At 63.5% G+C, this 18,450-nt stretch carries 17 protein-coding genes; 2 read left to right on the forward strand and 15 right to left on the reverse strand.

Going from position 1 to position 18,450, the window contains the following annotated elements:
• Position 1 precedes the first annotated feature (1 nt).
• The 4 genes from alaS to G6N81_RS02420 form a co-directional block, all read right to left on the reverse strand.
• A complete protein-coding gene (gene alaS, locus G6N81_RS02405; protein WP_165132582.1) occupies positions 2-2,662 on the reverse strand; it encodes an alanine--tRNA ligase in 2,661 nt (886 codons plus the stop codon).
• Positions 2,663-2,737: 75 nt separating this feature from the next.
• The gene (locus G6N81_RS02410; protein ID WP_165132584.1) at positions 2,738-2,914 is read right to left on the reverse strand and encodes a hypothetical protein; all 177 of its coding nucleotides are present in this window, start codon (positions 2,912-2,914) and stop codon (positions 2,738-2,740) included.
• 150 nt (positions 2,915-3,064) lie between these two features.
• Positions 3,065-3,694, reverse strand: coding sequence for a 30S ribosomal protein S4 (gene rpsD, locus G6N81_RS02415; RefSeq protein ID WP_165132586.1), 630 nt, complete (start codon positions 3,692-3,694; stop codon positions 3,065-3,067).
• A gap of 169 nt (positions 3,695-3,863) precedes the next feature.
• On the reverse strand, positions 3,864-5,192 hold the full coding sequence (locus G6N81_RS02420) for a replication-associated recombination protein A (RefSeq protein ID WP_165132588.1): 1,329 nt from the start codon (positions 5,190-5,192) through the stop codon (positions 3,864-3,866).
• A gap of 169 nt (positions 5,193-5,361) precedes the next feature.
• Here G6N81_RS02420 and G6N81_RS02425 point away from each other — a divergent pair, with 169 nt between their 5' ends.
• Positions 5,362-6,813, forward strand: coding sequence for a DUF349 domain-containing protein (locus tag G6N81_RS02425; protein ID WP_241245031.1), 1,452 nt, complete (start codon positions 5,362-5,364; stop codon positions 6,811-6,813).
• 71 nt (positions 6,814-6,884) lie between these two features.
• Positions 6,885-7,439 carry a hypothetical protein gene (locus G6N81_RS02430; protein ID WP_165132590.1) on the forward strand — a complete coding sequence of 185 codons (555 nt, stop codon included), beginning with the start codon at positions 6,885-6,887 and terminating at the stop codon, positions 7,437-7,439.
• On the opposite strand, the gene G6N81_RS02435 is transcribed toward G6N81_RS02430, so the two are convergent.
• From G6N81_RS02435 to G6N81_RS02485, 11 genes are all read right to left on the reverse strand, one after another.
• Positions 7,431-9,683, reverse strand: a complete 2,253-nt coding sequence (locus G6N81_RS02435; RefSeq protein ID WP_165132592.1) for a RelA/SpoT family protein — start codon at positions 9,681-9,683, stop codon at positions 7,431-7,433. The two genes, G6N81_RS02430 and G6N81_RS02435, sit on opposite strands and share 9 nt — an antisense overlap.
• Positions 9,684-9,733: 50 nt before the next feature.
• The gene (gene secF, locus G6N81_RS02440; protein WP_165132594.1) at positions 9,734-10,717 is read right to left on the reverse strand and encodes a protein translocase subunit SecF; all 984 of its coding nucleotides are present in this window, start codon (positions 10,715-10,717) and stop codon (positions 9,734-9,736) included.
• Complete coding sequence (secD, locus tag G6N81_RS02445; protein ID WP_165132596.1) at positions 10,717-12,426, reverse strand: protein translocase subunit SecD; 1,710 nt, start codon at positions 12,424-12,426, stop codon at positions 10,717-10,719. Before secD ends, secF begins: the two co-directional genes overlap by 1 nt.
• A 74-nt stretch (positions 12,427-12,500) precedes the next feature.
• Complete coding sequence (locus tag G6N81_RS02450) at positions 12,501-12,914, reverse strand: preprotein translocase subunit YajC (RefSeq protein WP_165132599.1); 414 nt, start codon at positions 12,912-12,914, stop codon at positions 12,501-12,503.
• Positions 12,915-13,099: 185 nt separating this feature from the next.
• Positions 13,100-13,678, reverse strand: coding sequence for a hypothetical protein (locus tag G6N81_RS02455; RefSeq protein WP_165132604.1), 579 nt, complete (start codon positions 13,676-13,678; stop codon positions 13,100-13,102).
• Between the two features lie 25 nt (positions 13,679-13,703).
• On the reverse strand, positions 13,704-14,300 hold the full coding sequence (locus G6N81_RS02460; RefSeq protein ID WP_165132607.1) for a DNA-binding protein: 597 nt from the start codon (positions 14,298-14,300) through the stop codon (positions 13,704-13,706).
• Positions 14,301-14,380: 80 nt separating this feature from the next.
• Complete coding sequence (ruvB, locus tag G6N81_RS02465) at positions 14,381-15,391, reverse strand: Holliday junction branch migration DNA helicase RuvB (protein WP_165132610.1); 1,011 nt, start codon at positions 15,389-15,391, stop codon at positions 14,381-14,383.
• Positions 15,384-15,998 carry a Holliday junction branch migration protein RuvA gene (gene ruvA / locus G6N81_RS02470; RefSeq protein WP_165132613.1) on the reverse strand — a complete coding sequence of 205 codons (615 nt, stop codon included), beginning with the start codon at positions 15,996-15,998 and terminating at the stop codon, positions 15,384-15,386. Before ruvA ends, ruvB begins: the two co-directional genes overlap by 8 nt.
• A gap of 9 nt (positions 15,999-16,007) precedes the next feature.
• Positions 16,008-16,598, reverse strand: a complete 591-nt coding sequence (ruvC, locus tag G6N81_RS02475; RefSeq protein WP_206527892.1) for a crossover junction endodeoxyribonuclease RuvC — start codon at positions 16,596-16,598, stop codon at positions 16,008-16,010.
• Positions 16,599-16,660: 62 nt separating this feature from the next.
• Entirely contained in the window at positions 16,661-17,422 is a 762-nt protein-coding gene (locus G6N81_RS02480; protein ID WP_165132619.1) for a YebC/PmpR family DNA-binding transcriptional regulator, read from the reverse strand.
• Positions 17,423-17,508: 86 nt separating this feature from the next.
• Positions 17,509-18,426, reverse strand: a complete 918-nt coding sequence (locus G6N81_RS02485; protein ID WP_165132622.1) for a L,D-transpeptidase — start codon at positions 18,424-18,426, stop codon at positions 17,509-17,511.
• Positions 18,427-18,450: the final 24 nt, after the last annotated feature.

The following is an 18,450-nucleotide window of genomic DNA, read 5'->3' on the forward strand; positions in this document are numbered from 1 at the left end:
GTTAGAGGGCCGCGACGGCGTCACGAACGGCAGTCAGTGCGCGGCCAATCGCCGAGGCATCCTGACCACCGCCCTGAGCGAGGTCGGGCTTGCCGCCACCGCCACCGCCGAGAACCTGCGTTGCGATCTTGACCAGCGCACCCGCCTGAGCGCCAACAGCGCGCGCAGCGTCGTTCGTGGCGATCACGATCGATGGGCGCCCGTTTGCCTCACCAGCGAGGGCGACAACGGCCGGCCCCGCGCCGAGCCGCTCGCGCACCTGAGTGACGAGGCTCCGAACGTCATCGGCAGATCCGACCTGGCCCAGAGACTCGGCAACAAGCGTGATGCGACCCGCTCCCGCCGCCTGCTCTGCCAGCTGAGGAACACGCAGCTGCAGGGCCTGAGCCTCGAACTGCGCGATGCGCTTCTCGGCGGACTTCAGGCTTGCGGACAGCTCGGCGATCCTGTCGGCAAGTCGATCCTTCGGCGTCTTGAGCGAGGCCGAAAGCTCGGCAACCAGCGCGCGCTCGGCCGTCAGCTCACGGAAGGCCGACGTGCCAACGAGTGCCTCGACGCGGCGATTGGCGGAGCCGACGGAAGACTCGCCTGTCAGCGAAATCAGACCGATCTGTGAGGACGACGCAACGTGCGTTCCACCGCACAGCTCGCGCGACCAGGGGCCGCCGATGTCAACCATGCGAACCTTCTCGCCGTACTTTTCGCCGAACAGCGCCATCGCCCCCGCAGCTGTGGCCTCGTCCAGCGACATGATGCGCGTCGACACCTCAAGGTCGTCACGCACGGCGTTGTTGGCGATTTCCTCGATCTCTGTCTTCGTCTCAGCCGAGAGCGCCTGGCCCCAGCTGAAGTCGAAGCGTAGGTATCCGGCGCGGTTCAGCGAACCTGCCTGCGTTGCACCGGAACCCAACGTGTCACGCAGAGCAGCGTGTACCAGGTGTGTCGCTGAGTGAGCCTGTTGCGCCTGTCGGCGATTGGCGGCATCGACGACCGTCGTCGCGGCGTCGCCAACGGCGACCTCGCCCGAGGTGACCTCGACCGTGTGGCTGACAAGACCGGCAACGGGTCGCTGCACGTCAAGCACGTCAAGTTCGAAGCCCGAACCGATGATCTGCCCCTTGTCAGCAACCTGACCACCGGATTCGGCGTAGAGCGCCGTTTCGGCAACGATGACCTCGGCGACCTGACCGGAAACAGCCTTCTGCGCGGGACGGCCGTCAACCAACAGCCCCAGCACGCGTGTTTCGGTGATGAGGTCATCGAAGCCCGTGAAGCGCGTTTCGCCGTGTGCACGGAATTCGCCGTAGACACTGACATCAGCGATCGTCTTCTTGCGCGACCGGGCATCTTCCTTTGCACGCTCGCGCTGAGCCGCCATCAGGCCGTTGAACGCGTCGCGGTCAACCCCGAGTCCCTGTTCTTCAGCAATTTCGAGCGTGAGGTCGATCGGGAAGCCATAGGTGTCGTGCAGCTGGAAAGCCTTGTCGCCGGCAAGTTTGGTCGCGCCGCTGCCCTTTGCTTCGGCAAGGGCCGTGTCCAGAATTGTCGACCCTGCCGTGAGTGTGCGAAGGAATGTCTCTTCTTCGGCGAAGGCGTAGGTGGAGATTCGGGTCCAGTCGCGCTCAACCTCGGGGAAGTTCTCCTTCATTGCGTCACGCGATGCGGCGAACAGCTCCGGGAATGTCGCGCCCTCAACGCCCAGCAGACGCATCGAGCGCACCGTACGGCGCATGAGGCGGCGCAGAATGTATCCGCGGCCCTCGTTCGACGGCGTCACGCCGTCGCTGAGCAGCATCAGCGACGAACGCACGTGATCGGCGATGATACGGAACCGCACGTCGTCGTCGTCGTTGGCTCCGTAGGGACGACCCGAAATCTCGCTTGCGCGGTCAAGAACGGGCCGGACCTGATCCGTCTCGTACATGTTCTCGACGCCCTGCTTGATGAAGGCAACGCGCTCGAGCCCCATACCCGTGTCGATGTTCTTCTGCGGCAGATCGCCGACGATGTCGAACTCGGTCTTGCTGCGCACGTTGTCGATCGCGTACTGCATGAAGACGAGATTCCAGATTTCGAGGAATCGCTCGTCATCAACGGCGGGGCCACCGTCCTTACCGTATTCGGGTCCGCGATCGAAGTAGATCTCGGAACACGGACCGGCAGGGCCGGGCTGGCCGGTGGTCCAGTAGTTGTCCTCACGGCCCATGCGCTGGATGCGGTGCGCAGGAAGGCCCGCGATCTTCCGCCACAGCTGCTCAGCCTCGTCATCGTCTTCATAGACGGTGACCCACAGGTCTTTTTCGTCGAAGCCGAGTCCGCCCTCGTCCTCGCTCGAGGTCAGGAACTCCCACGCATAGGAGATCGCTTCCTCTTTGAAGTAGTCGCCAAAGGACCAGTTGCCCATCATCTGGAAGAAGGTGCCGTGGCGCGCCGTCTTCCCCACTTCTTCGATGTCGTTCGTCCGGATGCACTTCTGCAGATCCGCCGCGCTCGGGTACGGAGCGGGAACGACACCCGTCAGATACGGGATAAAGGGCACCATTCCGGCGATCGTGAACATGATCGATGGGTCGTCACTCACGAGCGACGACGACGGAACGATCGTGTGATCCTTCTTGCGGAAGAAGTCGAGGTAGCGGTTGGCGATCTCCGCGGTCTTCATATGAGGGGGTGTGTCCTTGAATCGACGTCAGAGCGGCCGCACTGTTCGGCGGTCGCACGGGTGTGGGCGAGGGCCCTACTTCTGTTCGCGCGCAACCTCAGCGTGATACGCGTCAGTGATGGCGTCGGTGAAACCGCTGATACGCGCATCAATCGACGCCAGCAGCTCATTGCCGCGCGGGTCCTTGTTCATGAAGTGCGCGACGACGAAGCCACCCACGATGCCCAGGACAAACCAGGACAGATTCTTCATGTCATCTCCGATCTCGACCGCGTGCGGGCGCACGGTCTCACCATCCTAGAGCCGGATGGCCGAGAAACGGCGGAGGGCGCCGTGGATAAACCACGACGCCCTCCGCGCTCGCTGTCCGATCGCTGTGCGATCGGGAGCACAACTCGTGACTTAGCGTCCCGAGTAGTACTCGACCACGAGCTGAACCTCGCACTGCACGGGAACCTCTGCGCGCTTGGGGTACGCAACGAGCTTCGCCTGGAGCTTGTCCAGCGAGACCTCGAGGTAACCGGGAAGGTTGGGGAGGACCTCAGCGTGACCACCGGCGGCCGCAACCTGGAAAGGCTCGAGAGCCTCGCTCTTGGCCTTGACCTCGATCGTCTGGCCCGGCTTCACGCGGAACGACGGGCGGTCGACGATCTTGCCGTCGACGAGGATGTGGCGGTGAACCACGAACTGACGTGCCTGAGCCGTCGTACGAGCGAAGCCCGAACGAAGCACCAGCGCGTCCAGACGCGTTTCCAGCAGCTCGACGAGGTTTTCACCCGTCAGGCCGTCCTTGCGCTTGGCCTCTTCGAAAGCAATCTTCAGCTGCTTCTCGCGGATGCCGTACTGCTCGCGCAGACGCTGCTTCTCGCGCAGACGCACCGCGTAGTCGCTGTCGGTCTTGCGCTTCGTGCGGCCGTGCTGACCGGGGCCGTACGGACGCTTCTCGAGGTAGCGCGCAGCCTTCGGGGTCAGCGCGATGCCGAGCGCGCGGGACAGACGCACCTTGCGGCGGTCCTGTGCCTTCGTAACCATGATTTCCTTTCACGTGCCGCTTTCGCGGCGAACACGGACGTACATTCCCCGTTCCTTCCATACGCGGGCGTACGCCGGACTGCCCGCAAAAGACAACGAAGGGGATGTGCTCGGATCTCGAGCCGCCCTACCTTACCACTCGTCACGCCGCCACGAACGGGGCCGCCGCTCAGGAATCGGTAATGCGGCGGATCTTGTCCAGGCTGTCGCTGAGCGCGCGTTCGTTGCCGTGGTTCGTCGGCTCGTAGTAACGCCGACCCTGAAGTTCGTCCGGAAGGTACTGCTGCGTGACAACGCCGCGATCGTCGTCATGCGGGTAGCGGTATCCCTTTCCGTGCCCGAGTCGCTGGGCTCCCGCGTAGTGCGCATCGCGAAGGTGCAGCGGAACCGTGCCAATCTTTCCCGCCTTCACATCCGCGATTGCCGCGTTAATCGCCGCGTACGCGGCGTTCGACTTCGGTGCGGTGGCGAGATAAATGGTGGCCTCCGCCAGAGGAATGCGTCCTTCTGGCATACCGATGAACTGCACGGCGTCAGCGGCGGCCGTTGCGATCTGAAGAGCACGAGGGTCGGCAAGACCAACGTCCTCGGCCGCGTGAACGATCAGACGACGTGCAATAAAGCGCGGGTCTTCGCCCGCCTCGATCATGCGTGCCAGATAGTGGACGGCAGCATCGGGATTGGATCCGCGAATCGACTTGATGAACGCGCTAATGACGTCGTAGTGCTCATCGCCCTGCCTGTCGTACCGCAGCAGGGCCCGGTCAACAGCCTGCGAGACGCGGTCACCCGTCACACGGGGCTCCCCCTCGCCGTCGTGTTCGCTGACCGCAACGCCGGCAGCGGCCTCCAGCGCCGTCAACGCCCGCCGCGCGTCACCGGACGAGAGCTGAACGATGGCGTCCCGCGCCGCGTCGTCCAGCGCAACGGCACCGGCAAGCCCCCGGGGGTCGCTCAGTGCACGATCGACCAGAACGACGAGATCTTCATCTGTCAGCGGGCGAAGCGTGAGCAGGAGGGAACGCGACAGAAGAGGCGAAATCACGGAAAACGATGGGTTCTCCGTTGTTGCCGCGATGAGAATGACCCATCCGTTTTCGACGCCAGGAAGCAGCGCGTCCTGCTGCGCTTTGGTAAACCGATGGATCTCATCAAGGAAAAGGATCGTTGACTGCGCGTACAGGTCGCGCTGATTGAGCGCTTCCTTCATCACTTCTCTGACGTCTTTTACCCCAGCGGTGATGGCAGACAGCTCCACGAATCGGCGCCCAGAGGATCGCGCGATCGCCTGTGCGAGCGTCGTCTTTCCGGTTCCCGGAGGGCCCCACAAGATCACGGACACCGTTCCGGGCTTATTCGACTCGGGGTCGGCAAGGGCGACCAGAGGTGAACCGGGCCCCAGAAGGTGGCGTTGTCCCGCAACCTCGTCAAGCGACGTCGGGCGCATACGCACCGCAAGCGGTGTCTGGCCATGGAAGAGCGCGCCGGAAGTGTTCATCGTCTCCACGGTACCCGCGCATGATGCGTCGTCCACGAGGATCACTCTGAGCTTTCCGCGGAGAAACCCCGATCGCATAGCGAGAAATCACCCCGCGACGGCACGCGAGCGTACTAGGCTGGCGACGTCCCTTATCCCTTCCCGCGGATACCGCGCCAAGGAGCCCCTCGTGTCGACGCCCGACAACTCAGCCGACGACCCCACTCGCACCACGGACAGCACACCAGCTGAGACTGTTGACGAGAAGACCGCAGAACGCGCGTCGGCCCCCACCCCCACCCCGAGCGCACCCGCCGCGCCATCGCCATCTGCGATCGCCCGGCGTCCCAAGCCGCCGGTCACGCCCGTTACCCCCGCTGCTCCGACATCGCCGTCCGCAGCCCCCTCCACCCCCGGCGCTGCCGAATGGGGGCGCGTCGATGACAATGGCGTGGTCTCCGTGAAGGAAGGCGACGACTGGCGCGTTGTCGGTGAATATCCCGACGGAACGCACGAGGAAGCGCTGCACTATTACGTGCGCAAGTTCGATGACCTCGCTTTTAAGGTGGCCACACTCGAGCAGCGGCATCAGTCGGGCGGCGCATCAGCGTCGGATCTGCGCAAGCAGGCCACACAGCTGACGAGCGATGTCACCGGCGCCGCAGCCGTTGGCGATCTCGTCAGCCTGCAGCAGCGGCTATCAACTCTGGTCGACGCTCTCGCCGAGGCGAGTGCGCAGGAACAGGCGGCGCAACGTGCCGCCGTTGATGAGGCCATCGCTTATCGCGAGTCGATTGTCGTCAAGGTGGAAGAACTGGCGGCTCGCGACCCGCAATCGGTTCAGTGGAAGCAGGCCACGGCCGATCTGAACGAGCTCTTCGCGCAGTGGCAGGAGCACCAGAAGGTTGGCCCGCGGCTGCCGAAGGCAACGGCAACGGCTCTCTGGAAGCGTTTCCGCGACTCACGTTCGGCAATCGAGCGCGCACGCCGCGCTTTCTTTGCCGAGCTGGACGACGTACACAAGACGGCGAAGCAGCAGAAGACGCGCATCATCGAGCGCGCTGAGGCGCTCGCGTCTCAGGGTGAGGACGGCATCCCCACCTATCGCGCACTGCTCGACGAGTGGAAGAACGCCGGACGCGCAGGCCGAAAGGCCGATGATGCGCTCTGGGCTCGATTCAAGGCGGCCGGAGACGTCCTGTACCGCGCTCGCGAGGAACGCAGCCTTGAGGAACAGGCCGAGTCTGCTCCCCGTATCGTCGCGCGTGAAGCTCTTCTCACCGAGGCCGCTGCGGTCGCCGACATCGCCGACATCAAAAAGGCACGCCAGGTCCTCACCGACATCCAGCGCAAGTGGGATGAGGTCGGACAGATTTTCCCGCGTGAGACGGAACGCGACCTCGACGGGCGCATGCGCAAGATCGAACTCGCGCTGAAGGACCGTGAGGACGTCGACTGGAAGCGCAACAACCCCGAGACGAAGGCGCGCGCCAACGACATGGAGACGCAGTTGCGTGAATCCATCGCCGAGTACGAAGCAGAACGCGAACGTGCCGAAGCAGCAGGCGACTCGCGCGCGGCCGCGGAAGCACAGGAAGCAATCGAGGCTCGCACCGCATGGTTGCGCGCAATCGGTAGCTAGCTGAACGCAACGAGCCGGGACTTTTCCACAGGCATTCCCGCCACGGGCGCATGGTGTGATCAACTCACACCATGCGCCCGCTCGTATTCCACCCCGGGTCGCCGCTCTCCGTTGCTGAGCTGGCCGCCGCCCGACTTGACGGCGATCTGCGCCGGCAACCACGCGGAGCGTACGTCGCGCGCCACCAGCCCGAAAACGCGGCGGTCAGGGCCGGTCTGATCGCGCCGCTTCTTCCTGATCATCACGCGGCTGTCGAACAGACCGCGGCATGGATCCACGGAATCATCGATTCCCAGCCCGAGCGCCTTGCGGCACGCAGATGCCCGCATGCGCCGGCACGCAACGTCATTATGGCCGGTGTCACGCTCCGGCACCGCGCTCTCGAAGCGCGCGACCTCATCACGCTCGACGGGCTCGCCGTTGCCACGCTGGAGCGCACGCTCTACGACCTTGGTAGCATCTCGATCGCCGATCCCGATAATGCGTCCGCGCGCCGAGCATTTTGCGAGGCTCTCGCCGTGCCCGGACTGGCTGCTCGCATGCCGGAGTGGTTCGCGTCCGCCACGATCAGGTTGCGCCGCTGGCGGACCGTGGCGCAGCTGATCGAGTCGCGAGAATCAGCTTGATGTCACCCGGTAAACGTCATAGACGCCTTCGATCCGTCGCACCGCGTTGAGAACGCGATCCAGGTGCACGGTATCTCCCATTTCGAAGACGTACCGGCTCAGAGCCAAACGGTTCCGCGTTGTTTGGACGGACGCAGACAGGATGTTGACGTGATGCTCGGTCAGAATCCGGGTGATGTCGCTCAGCAAGCCCCCGCGATCAAGGGCCTCCACCTGAATCTGCACGAGGAAGACGGCCTTAGTCGACGGCGCCCATTCGACGTCGATCATGCGTTCCTTGGTCTCGCTCAGTGAGGCGACGTTGGTGCAGTCACCTCGGTGCACGGATACTCCGCTGCCGCGTGTGACAAAGCCAACGATCTCATCGCCGGGAACCGGCGTACAGCACTTGGCGAGTTTGACGAGGATGTCGGGGGCACCGCGCACGAGAACACCGGAATCACCGGTGCGGCGTGAACGCTGACTTGCCGTTGGCGGGAGCTCGATCGGTCCGGTTGCCGGCTCGGCCTCACTAAGCGACGCCTGGACCTTCTCGACAACCGACTGGGTTGAGACGTGGCCCTCACCAACGGCCGCGTAGAGCGCCGCCATATCGTCATAGTGCAGCTGAGACGCGACCTCTGGCAAGGCCTCCTTGAGGCGGCTCAGGGGCATCTGGTGGCGACGCATCGCTCGAGCGATGCCATCCTTGCCCTGCTCGATCGCCTCTTCACGGCGTTCCTTCGTGAACCAGCCACGAATCTTGTTGCGCGCCCTCGTGCTCTTGACAAACGCGAGCCAGTCTTGGCTGGGCCCGGCATCGGGGTTCTTCGATGTGAAGACCTCGACGACATCACCGGATTGCAATTCCGTTTCCAGCGGGACGAGCCGGCCGTTGACCTTCGCACCCATCGTGCGATAGCCGATCTCGGTGTGGACGGCGAACGCGAAGTCCACCGGGGTCGCCCCCGTGGGAAGTCCGACCACCCGGCCCTTCGGGGTAAAGACGTAGACCTCCTTAGCGCCGATCTCAAAGCGCAGGGAGTCCAAGAACTCCCCCGGATCCTTTGTCTCTGCCTGCCAGTCGCTGATACGCGCGATCCAGGCCATGTCTTGGCCGGATGCGCGCTCGTCGGGCTTTCCGCCCGACGCCTGCATCCGCTCCTTGTACATCCAGTGCGCGGCAACACCGAACTCGGCCTGCTGGTGCATGTCCTGTGTGCGGATCTGAATTTCGACCGTGCGCCCACCTGGGCCGATGACGGTCGTGTGAAGCGAGCGGTACAGGTTGAACTTCGGCGTTGCGATGTAGTCCTTAAAGCGCCCGGGAAGCGGCGTCCATCGCGCGTGGATCGCGCCGAGAATCGCGTAGCAGTCGCGCACCGTTTGCACGATCACCCGAATGCCGATCAGATCGTAGATGTCGTCGAACTCGCGTCCACGAACCACCATCTTCTGATACACGGAGTAGAGCTGCTTGGGCCGCCCCGAGACCGAACCACGTGTGCGTATCTCTGCCAGATCCTTATCGACCTCGCTGATCACCTTGGCGACGTATTGCTCGCGCTGTGGTGTGCGCTGTTTGACCAGGCTGTCGATCTCGTTGTAGATCTTGGGATACAGAACCGCGAAGGATAGGTCTTCCAGTTCGCTCTTGATCGCCGCAATACCCAGACGGTGCGCGAGGGGGGCGTAGATTTCGAGCGTTTCTGTCGCCTTCTTTTTCGCCTTTTCGGGAGGCACGAAGCCCCAGGTCCGGGCGTTGTGAAGACGGTCGGCCAGCTTGATCACCAGAACCCGAATGTCCTTGGACATCGCGACGATCATCTTGCGCACCGTTTCGGCCTGCGCGCTGTCGCCGTATTTGACCTTGTCGAGCTTCGTCACACCGTCGACGAGGAGTGCCACCTCGTCGCCGAACTCAGCCGTCAGCTCTTCCAGTGGATAGCCGGTGTCTTCGACCGTGTCGTGGAGGAGCGCTGCGGCAATCGCTTTCGGGCCCAGGCCCAGCTCAGCGAGAATCTGCGCAACGGCGAGCGGGTGGGTGATATAGGGTTCCCCGCTTTGGCGCTTCTGACCACGGTGTTTTTCTTCCGCAACCCGATACGCCTTTTCAATGACGACGACATCGCCGCGAGGGTGATGCCGTCGAACATCGTCGATGAGCTTCTGGACGTCAGCGTTCGGCTTCGCGCGAGTAAAAATGCGCGGCACGAGCCACCGCAGGCTCGGTCCTGTCTGGGACGCGGGTAGCGCATCAGCCATACGACCGCACCTCCTTCGAGCATCCGGTGATGACGGCCATCATAACCCGGTCAGACGCTCGTTGCGGCGGCCGCGCGGGCCTCGAGAATGCGCGCGTCTTCCTGGGCGATCTGCGGCTCGCGCTCCCGGAGGAACGAATACAGAGGAGCGGCGACAAACAGCGTGGAGTACGTGGCGACGAGGATGCCGACGAAGATCGACAGCGAGATGTCGCTGAGGGTCTCCGCACCGAAACCGAACACCGCGATGAAGAGGATTGCCCCGACGGGAAGAGCCGCAACGACCGAGGTATTAATCGATCGAATCAACGTCTGGTTCACGGCAAGGTTCACCGATTCGCCAAACGTACGCCCGCTGCGTTCGTCTGTGGTGTTCTCTCGAATCTTGTCGAACACAACGGTAGTGTCATAGAGCGAATACGCCAGAATCGTCAGGAACCCGATCACCGCTGACGGGGAAATCTGGAAGCCCGCAAGCGAGTAGATTCCGAGCGTGATGATGAGAACGTCAACGAGCCCGATGATCGCAGCAAGCGACATCTTCCACGTTCTGAAGTAGATCGCCAGGATCAGGAACGTCAGGCCGAGGAAGATCAACAGCCCCCACAGCGACTGATTGGTGACGTCCTTGCCCCACGAGGGACCGATGAATGAATCGGTGACCTCGTCAATCGGCACCTGATACGCATCCGCGAGTCCGGCGGAGAGCTGGCGCGTGAGTTCCGGCGTGAGCTGCGAGGTCTGCACCCGAATGTCTGACCCACCAACGACCGTGACGGCAGATTCAGCCTGCGGCGCGATCTGGCGGACCGTATCGGTGGCGATCGACTGGTCGAGAGACGCCGGCTGCGACACGGTGATCTGCGAACCGCCGGTGAACTCAATGGAGAACTGAACGCCGCGAAGGAAGGGCGCCAACGCCGAGAAGACGACGAGAACGATCGCGATCAGGAACCACAGCTTGCGCTTGGCGACGAAGGGAACCGACGTCTTGCCGGTGTAGAGGTCGTTACCGACCTGATTCATGGTGCGCATCAGGCGTCGCCCTCCCGGTTGGATTCCGTCGGTTTCGTGGCGAGTGCCGCCTTCTCTTCCGCGAGCTTGCGCTCGGCGATCGTTTGGCGCTTCCCGGCCTCACGCGAAGACCGTCCGGCCTTCACGCCCGCTCCTGTCGTCTTGTAGCTGATACGCGATTGGAAAACAGACCCGAGCTCTTCCGGGTTGAGCCCCGACAGCTTGTGCCCCCCGCCGAAGAACCGCGTCCGAACGAGCAACTGCATGACCGGGTGGGTAAAGGCGATGAAGATGAGGATGTCCAGCAGCGTTGTCAGGCCGAGCGTAAAGGCGAAGCCCTTCACCGTGGTGTCCGCGAGGATATAGAGCACAACGGCAGCAAGAACGTTGATCGCCTTAGAAATGAAGATCGTGCGCTTGGCTCGAGTCCAGCCGTCTTCGACAGCGGCAGTTGCTGACTTTCCATCACGCAACTCGTCTCGAATGCGCTCGAAGTACACGATGAAGGAGTCCGCGGTGAAACCGATCGCGACGATCAAACCCGCCACGCCCGCCAGGGAGAGTCGGTAGTCGAGGCGCCACGACAGCAGACACAGCAGGATGAAGGTCAAGATTGCCATCACGAGGAGTGACGCGATGATGACGAAACCGAGTGCGCGGTAGCTCACGCCGACAACCCAGACGGCAACCAGTGCGAGACCAATCAGACCCGCAATCAGTCCAACCATCAGCTGCTGCGAACCGAGAGTCGCCGAGATCGTGTCGCTCGAGACGACCTCGAAGCTCATGGGAAGCGCTCCGAAGCGGAGCTGGTCGGCAAGAAGCTTCGCTGACTCTTCGTTGATGCCGAGGCCCGAGATCTGCGGCTGACCGTTCGTGATCACAGCATCCATGGACGGCGCCGAAATGACGTTGCCGTCGAGGACGAACGCGAAGCGGTTCAGCGGCGTCTGCTGGCCATAGAGGCGCGCGCTAATTTCGCCGAACGTCGAGGTTCCTGCGGAGTCAAACCGGATCTGCACGGCCCACTGGCCCTGCTGCGTCAGCGCCGCGGTGGCGTCATCGATTGCCGCACCGTCGAGTTCGACCGGCCCGAGGATGTACTTCTCCGTTCCCGTCTCGTCGCAGGTGATGAGCGGCTCGCCCGATGGCGCGTGTGCGGGATCGTGAGCGGGATCACCGCAGGTGTATGACAGGAATTCAGCGAACAGCCGGTCCGTCACCCAGGCAAGGTCGCTCGCGCTCGTCGGCTCTGTCAGCGGCGTTGCGTTCATCGTCGCGTCGGGGGTCGGGAACGGCGTTTCAATGCCGTCCTCCCCCACAAACGACGTTGCCGGTGTCGTCGTGTACAGCACGGGACGCAACTGCATCTGAGCGCTGGCTTCGATGCGAGCACGCGTCTCATCGTCCGCGACGCCAGGAATCTGAACGACAAGCTGGTCGGCGCCCTGCGTTGTCACCTGCGTTTCGCCAACTCCGGAGGCGTCAACGCGCTGGCGAATGATCTGCACGGCCTGTGCCATCTGTTCAGCGTTCGGCGTTCCGTCTTCGAGATCTGCTTCGAGGACGATCTGCGTTCCACCCTGCAGGTCCAGCGCAAGCTCCGGAACCCACGTGCCCTCTTTGAAGAGGTGCACGCCGGCGGTATTTGCACCGAACAGGACGAGGGTGAGGCCGAGAAGGCCGATGAGGGCGCGCCAAGCGCGGCGGGATGTGGTGGATGTCGCCACGGCGGAAGCCTTACGTGTCGGAGCGTGTCAGAGTCGATCGGACGCGGAGGGGCCGCCAGGCGGCCCGTTCCGCCTCAGTCCTTCTTGCTGTCGCTGTCGTCCTGCTGATCCTGATCGGCCAGTTCGGAGTCTGAATCGATGACGCCGTCTTCGGCAATGCCATCGGAGTTAACGTCATCTGCGTCAATGTCTTCGTCGTCATCGACAAGCTCGTGCTCCGCCTCGGGGTCGATCACAACGGTCTGTGCGTGGACCTCGATCTCGACGCCGGGGGCGATTGCGATCACCGCGTGCTGCGTGAGGTCGTCAGGATCGAAAGAAACGAGGGTGCCGTAGATGCCCGATCGCGTCATCACGGATGCCCCGGGCAACATCATCTGCTGCCGCTTCTGCTCTTCCTCCTGCATCTTCTTACGACGGCGGGTCGAGCTCCAGAACATGAAGACGATCAGCCCGCCGGCAACTGCGAGAAGCAGGAAATTTTCCATGAAGCGGTGTGCCTTTCGGGGAGGATTTGTCGCTGACGAGAGCGACTGTGAAGCGGCCGGTCGTTCCCGGCGTATCTCAAGCATTGTAGGGCATCCGGCTATCCCTTCGCCCCGCGCGGATCGGTGCTCGGGTCAGTTCCGCTCGCCGGCGGGAACCGTTTCCCCGGGCCTCCGGGGCGGGCCGTCTAGGTGATGGACAGCCGGACAATCACCGCAACCACACACGCCCAGAGCAGGCTCGCGAGGGTGCCGATAATGAAGCGTTCTCGCGCCTCTGGCGCAGCCAGTTCGGAGAAACGTCCAATGCCCTTCAACGCGATGAGGAGGGCAAGGCCCTCGCCAAAGCCCGCGATGATCGTGAAGACGGCAGCCGTGCGTTCGAGGTAGCCGATCAGCATTCCACCCCGCAGGACTTCGTCTGCCGACGTTTTTCCTGCCGCTGGACGCAGCAGGATCCCTCCGTGAGGCCCTTCCCTCAGCACACCATCTGCTGCCGTGAACGCCAAGAGGCGACGCGTCGCGGGATCACCGCCGACAATGGCAACGACCGATCCCAGCACCGCGATCACCATGCCGAGAATCGGCGGCACGCCGGGGTGCAGAACGAGCAAGAAAACAAGACCAGCGGCGATGAGGGCCCCACTGACCGCCAGTGCCACCCCGTTTCGGCGCCGGAAGTTCACGATCACGAGGACGAGGACTGTCGCCAGCGCGATGCTGAGGACCCCACCGGGGACAAGCGCAAGAATCTGCTCCGTCGTCATCGTCACAGTCTGCCCACATGATGCGTTAACGGGCGGATGACCCGCAGTCGAGTTCCGTGATGAGGTGCGCAGCAGCGGGAAGTGCCGCGTTCTCAGATCGAAGACCCGCAGCAGAAACGCGCCTGCTCACGGCGCCCTCCGTGATCCCCAACCGCTCAGCTGATTCGCGTTGCGTGAGTCCGTCACGGAGAAGGTCATGGACTTCCCATCCCTCTGGCGTGCGTCGCATCCGGAACTCCACGAGAAGCCGTAGCACCGCTTCGGCATGGTCAGGGCCCTCAGCCGTGACAGCAACATGCGTCGCCGTCCGTTTTGCGCGCTCAACGGCATCGCGCGCGTTGACGAAAGCAGGCCCCCGTGCCGCACGTACGGAGTCGGGAAGCGGTGTTTCAACCGTTCCGACACCGACGCCGACGCTCCATTCCTCATGACGTGTCAGCTCCAGCACAATCGCCGCCGCCGCCTGGCCCGATGAGACGACCATCTGGATTTCGTCACCGGCTGCGCGTTCTGGGGCCAGAACGGTCGCTTCCCCGGCGATAGACGCAATCTGCGACATCGCATCCGGAACGAGGTCGCGCGAAACGCGACTTGCTCGCTGGTCGGCCGTGATGACGATCATGCGACCTCCTGAGAACCTCAACGACACCCAATATAGGTTTAGCTTGCAGACTCAAGAATAGCATACTTGAGCAATAAGGCTCACGTCATGTCTGCGGGAACGGGCAGCCCCAAATGAACATACGCTTCCGGGGTGGCCACACGACCTCGAGGGGTCCGCCCCATAAAACCGATGCGCACGAGATAGGGCTCAACGACGCTCTCGACCGTGTCGGCCTCCTCACCAACCGTCACGGCGAGCGTCGACAACCCCACGGGACCACCACGGAAGCGACGCACGAGCGCGTCCAGAACGGCTCGGTCAAGCCGGTCGAGACCAATCGCGTCGACGTCGTACAGATTCAGCGCTGCCTGAACCCCCGCCAACGACACCTCGCGACCCGCTCCGTGCACGAGGGTCCAGTCGCGCACGCGCCTCAGCAACCGGTTCGCGATACGCGGAGTCCCGCGCGATCGTCGAGCAATCTCGCTGCGCTGAGTATCGTCCAGGTCAATGCCGAGAACGAGGGCGGACCGTTCGATAACGCTTTCGAGCTCGGAGGGCTCGTAGTACTCCAGATGCGCCGTAAAGCCAAACCGATCGCGGAGCGGACTCGGGAGCAGCCCCGATCGCGTTGTCGCGCCGACCAGCGTGAATGGCGCCAGCTCGAGCGGGATGCTCGTCGCCCCGGCCCCCTTGCCCACCATGATGTCGATGCGGAAGTCTTCCATCGCCAGGTACAGCATCTCTTCTGCCGAACGCGCCATGCGATGAATCTCATCGATGAACAGCACCTCGCCCGGCGTAAGGCTGGACAGCAGTGCCGCGAGATCCCCCGCGTGCTGGATGGCCGGGCCACTGGACATCCGCAGCGGCCGCTCGGACTCGTACGCCACGATCATCGCCAGCGTTGTCTTGCCGAGCCCCGGGGGCCCCGAGAGCAGAATGTGATCGGAGGACCGCTGCTGAATCCGTGCGGCGTCTAGAAGAAGCTGCAGCTGGCCACGCACCTTGTGCTGCCCGACGAACTCCGTGAGACTCTGCGGGCGAAGCGCCCCCTCAACAGCGAGCTCGGTGTCGTCCTGCGGACGGGGAGAAACAACGTCAGACACGCGCACCACCTCCTGCGCCAAGGGCCGCAAGGGTGAGCCGCAACAGCGCCTGAACGTTTGCACGATCAATCTCTGACGCCTGCTCAGCCGCGAGCCCCACGGCCTCAGCGGCGACCTTCTCTTGCCATCCAAGACCGGTCACCGCTTGAACGACCTGGGACACAACGTCCGGCGCGGCAGCGCCTGCCCGCACCGTGCGTCCAGCAGCGGGCGCCAGCTTGCCCTGCAGTTGCAGCGCAATGAGCTTGGCCGTCTTCGGACCGATGCCGCTGACCTTTTTAAAGGGTTTCTCGTCTTCAGCCTCAACGGCCTCGGCGATCTGGTCGATTGTCAGGCTGGACAACACCCCCAGCGCCGACTTCGGCCCGATTCCCGAAACTCCCAACAAGATCCCGAAGACGTCGAGTTCATCACGCGAGGAGAAGCCGAACAGGCTGAGGGCATCTTCACGAACGACCAGGTGCGTGAAGAGGAAGAGTTCCTCTCCATTGCGAGCCGTGCGGGCGACATCGGGTGGCACCGCAACCGAGAATCCGACGCCACCGACTTCGAGGACGACCTGGTCGAGCCCGGCATGAAGGACAGAGCCGCGCAGAGAAGAGATCATCAGCCCAGACTAGCGCCAGGTTCGGATGTTTGTTCGACCGACGCGCGTCCGCTTCTCGGCGTCTGCCCATGCGCGCTGAGCCGCTGTCAGGCCTCCCCCGTGGGCATCGGAGGCCCGCGCGGGACCGGATCGCCACGCGTGGCAGAGAGCAATTGCCAGCGCGTCGGCGGCATCGGCGGGCTTGGGTAACTCGGTCAGGCCGAGCACACGCGCCACCATGTGTTGCACCTGCGCTTTTTCCGCGGACCCATAGCCCGTGATCGCGGCCTTCACCTCGCTCGGCGTGTGTGTTGCGGTCGGAAGGCCTCGTTCGGCAGCCAGCATGAGCGCGATACCGGATACCTGCGCGGTTCCCATCACGCTGGCGACGTTGTGCTGAGCGAAGACACGTTCGACGGCAGCAACGTCCGGCTGGTGCGCGTCGAGAACCTCTCTGATTCCTCGCGCAATGATTGCGAGTCGATCGCCTGGTTCCGCGTCGACCGGTGATCGGATCACACCGACGTGAACGAGAGCTGCCGTCCGGTTCGACGCAACGTCCACAACGCCGATCCCACATCGGGTCAGGCCGGGGTCGATTCCCAGAACGCGCGTTGCCATACGCAAAAGCTAATCACCTCCGCGCTTCCAGAGCTGGAGGCGCGGAGGTGATTTGCGGGGAATCACTCGTCGTCGGCGTCGAGCTGCTCAGCGACCTCATCGGTGATGTCGATGTTCGTAAACACGTTCTGGACGTCGTCGCTGTCATCCAGGGCGTCGATCAGCTTGAAAACCTTGCGAGCGGTGTCGACATCAGCCGGAACCTTCACACCCGCAACAAACTCAGCGTCCGCCGAGTTGTAGTCGATTCCCGCAGCCTGAAGCGCCTGTCGAACGCCAACCATGTCGCTGGCTTCGGTGACGATCTCAAAGCCCTCGGGGTGAGCCTCGATCTCCTGTGCGCCCGCTTCAAGCGCCGTCATCATGATGTCGTCCTCGGTGGTTCCTTCACCGGAGACAACGATGACGCCCTTGCGCTCAAAGTTGAACGACACGCTGCCGGGGTCGGCCATGTTGCCGCCGTTACGCGTCACGATCGTTCGGACTTCGGCCGCAGCGCGGTTCTTGTTGTCCGTCAGACACTCGATCAGCATCGCAACGCCACCGGCGGCGTATGCCTCGTACATGATCGTCGTGTATTCGACGGCCTCGCCGCCAATTCCCGCACCGCGCTTGATGGCGCGTTCGATGTTGTCTTTCGGAACCGACGTCTTCTTCGCCTTGAGCACGGCGTCATACAGCGTGGGGTTTCCCGATTCGTCGGGACCGCCGAGTCGCGCCGCGACCTCGATGTTCTTGATGAGCTTCGCCCAGGCCTTTGCGCGCTTCGCATCGATCGCGGCCTTCTTGTGCTTGGTCGTGGCCCATTTAGAGTGACCGGACATAGATCTCCTTGACAGCGTGTACAGCCCGAGTGAGGGCGCGCGGACGCGCCAGGATCAGAGCCTCGACGTCATCCTACAAGGGCGGCTCACTCGAACACGTAGATCGGCGTGCCGTCCGGAAGCTCCGCGAGCCGGGTCATGTCTGCTGCGCCAAGCCGAATACAGCCATTGGAAATGGCCCCCACATGCGCGTCGTGATAGTGAAATGCCGTCGTCGCCTGCGCCTGTCCCGCGAAGTGGGCAAGCGTCGGAGACTGCACCGAGAGATACACCATGGGGTAGCCGCGGGCATATTCCAGCGACACCGTCTCGTTGAGCATGATGAATGAGCGACCGAGCGGCGTCGGCGTCGCCGGCATCCCCCACGCAAACGGCCCGTCGAGACTTTCGAACTCCGACGTGCCGTCCGTCTTCTTCTCGATGATGTGGATCGTCTGGGCGTCAAGGTGGACTTCGACGCGGAACGGATTGATGTCGATGTCCACATCAGCCGCGCGAACCCAGCCCGTGATCTGCGACGGATCGCCCTCACCCGGAAGCCCCTGCCTCCCCGAGAGAAGTACGTGCACCCAGTGCTCGTGCGCATCGATAACCGCGACGGTGGTTCCGCCATAGCGCTGTTCAGCCCTGAGCGCCGCAACAGGCTCACCCTCGGGATCGGCGAACACCGGAATCCGCTCGGACGCAGCGCGAGCGGTGAGCCCGGGCAGGTCGCCGAACGGATCGGTGTCAGTGGGAAGATCCGGGAGGATCGAGAACACCTCGGAATCCGGGACCCCCTCCAGGTCGTACTCGTTCGTGTTCTCCGCATAACGCAGCGGAATAGGCGTCGAGGTGGGGGTGGGCGCTTCCACAGGCGCCGGCCGCAAAGCCGCCGTGCCCTGTCGAGCGGCATCGTCGCGCGGCCACAGCAACATCGCGACAACGAGCGCCATGGTGAGGAGCACGGCGATGCCCAGCCCGATCGCGAGCCCCTGATGCCGGCGTCCGCCTGCCTGTGCCATACCTCCATGGTGGCATGATCGAGG

Source organism: Microbacterium amylolyticum (assembly GCF_011046975.1).
Classification (GTDB): domain Bacteria; phylum Actinomycetota; class Actinomycetes; order Actinomycetales; family Microbacteriaceae; genus Microbacterium; species Microbacterium amylolyticum.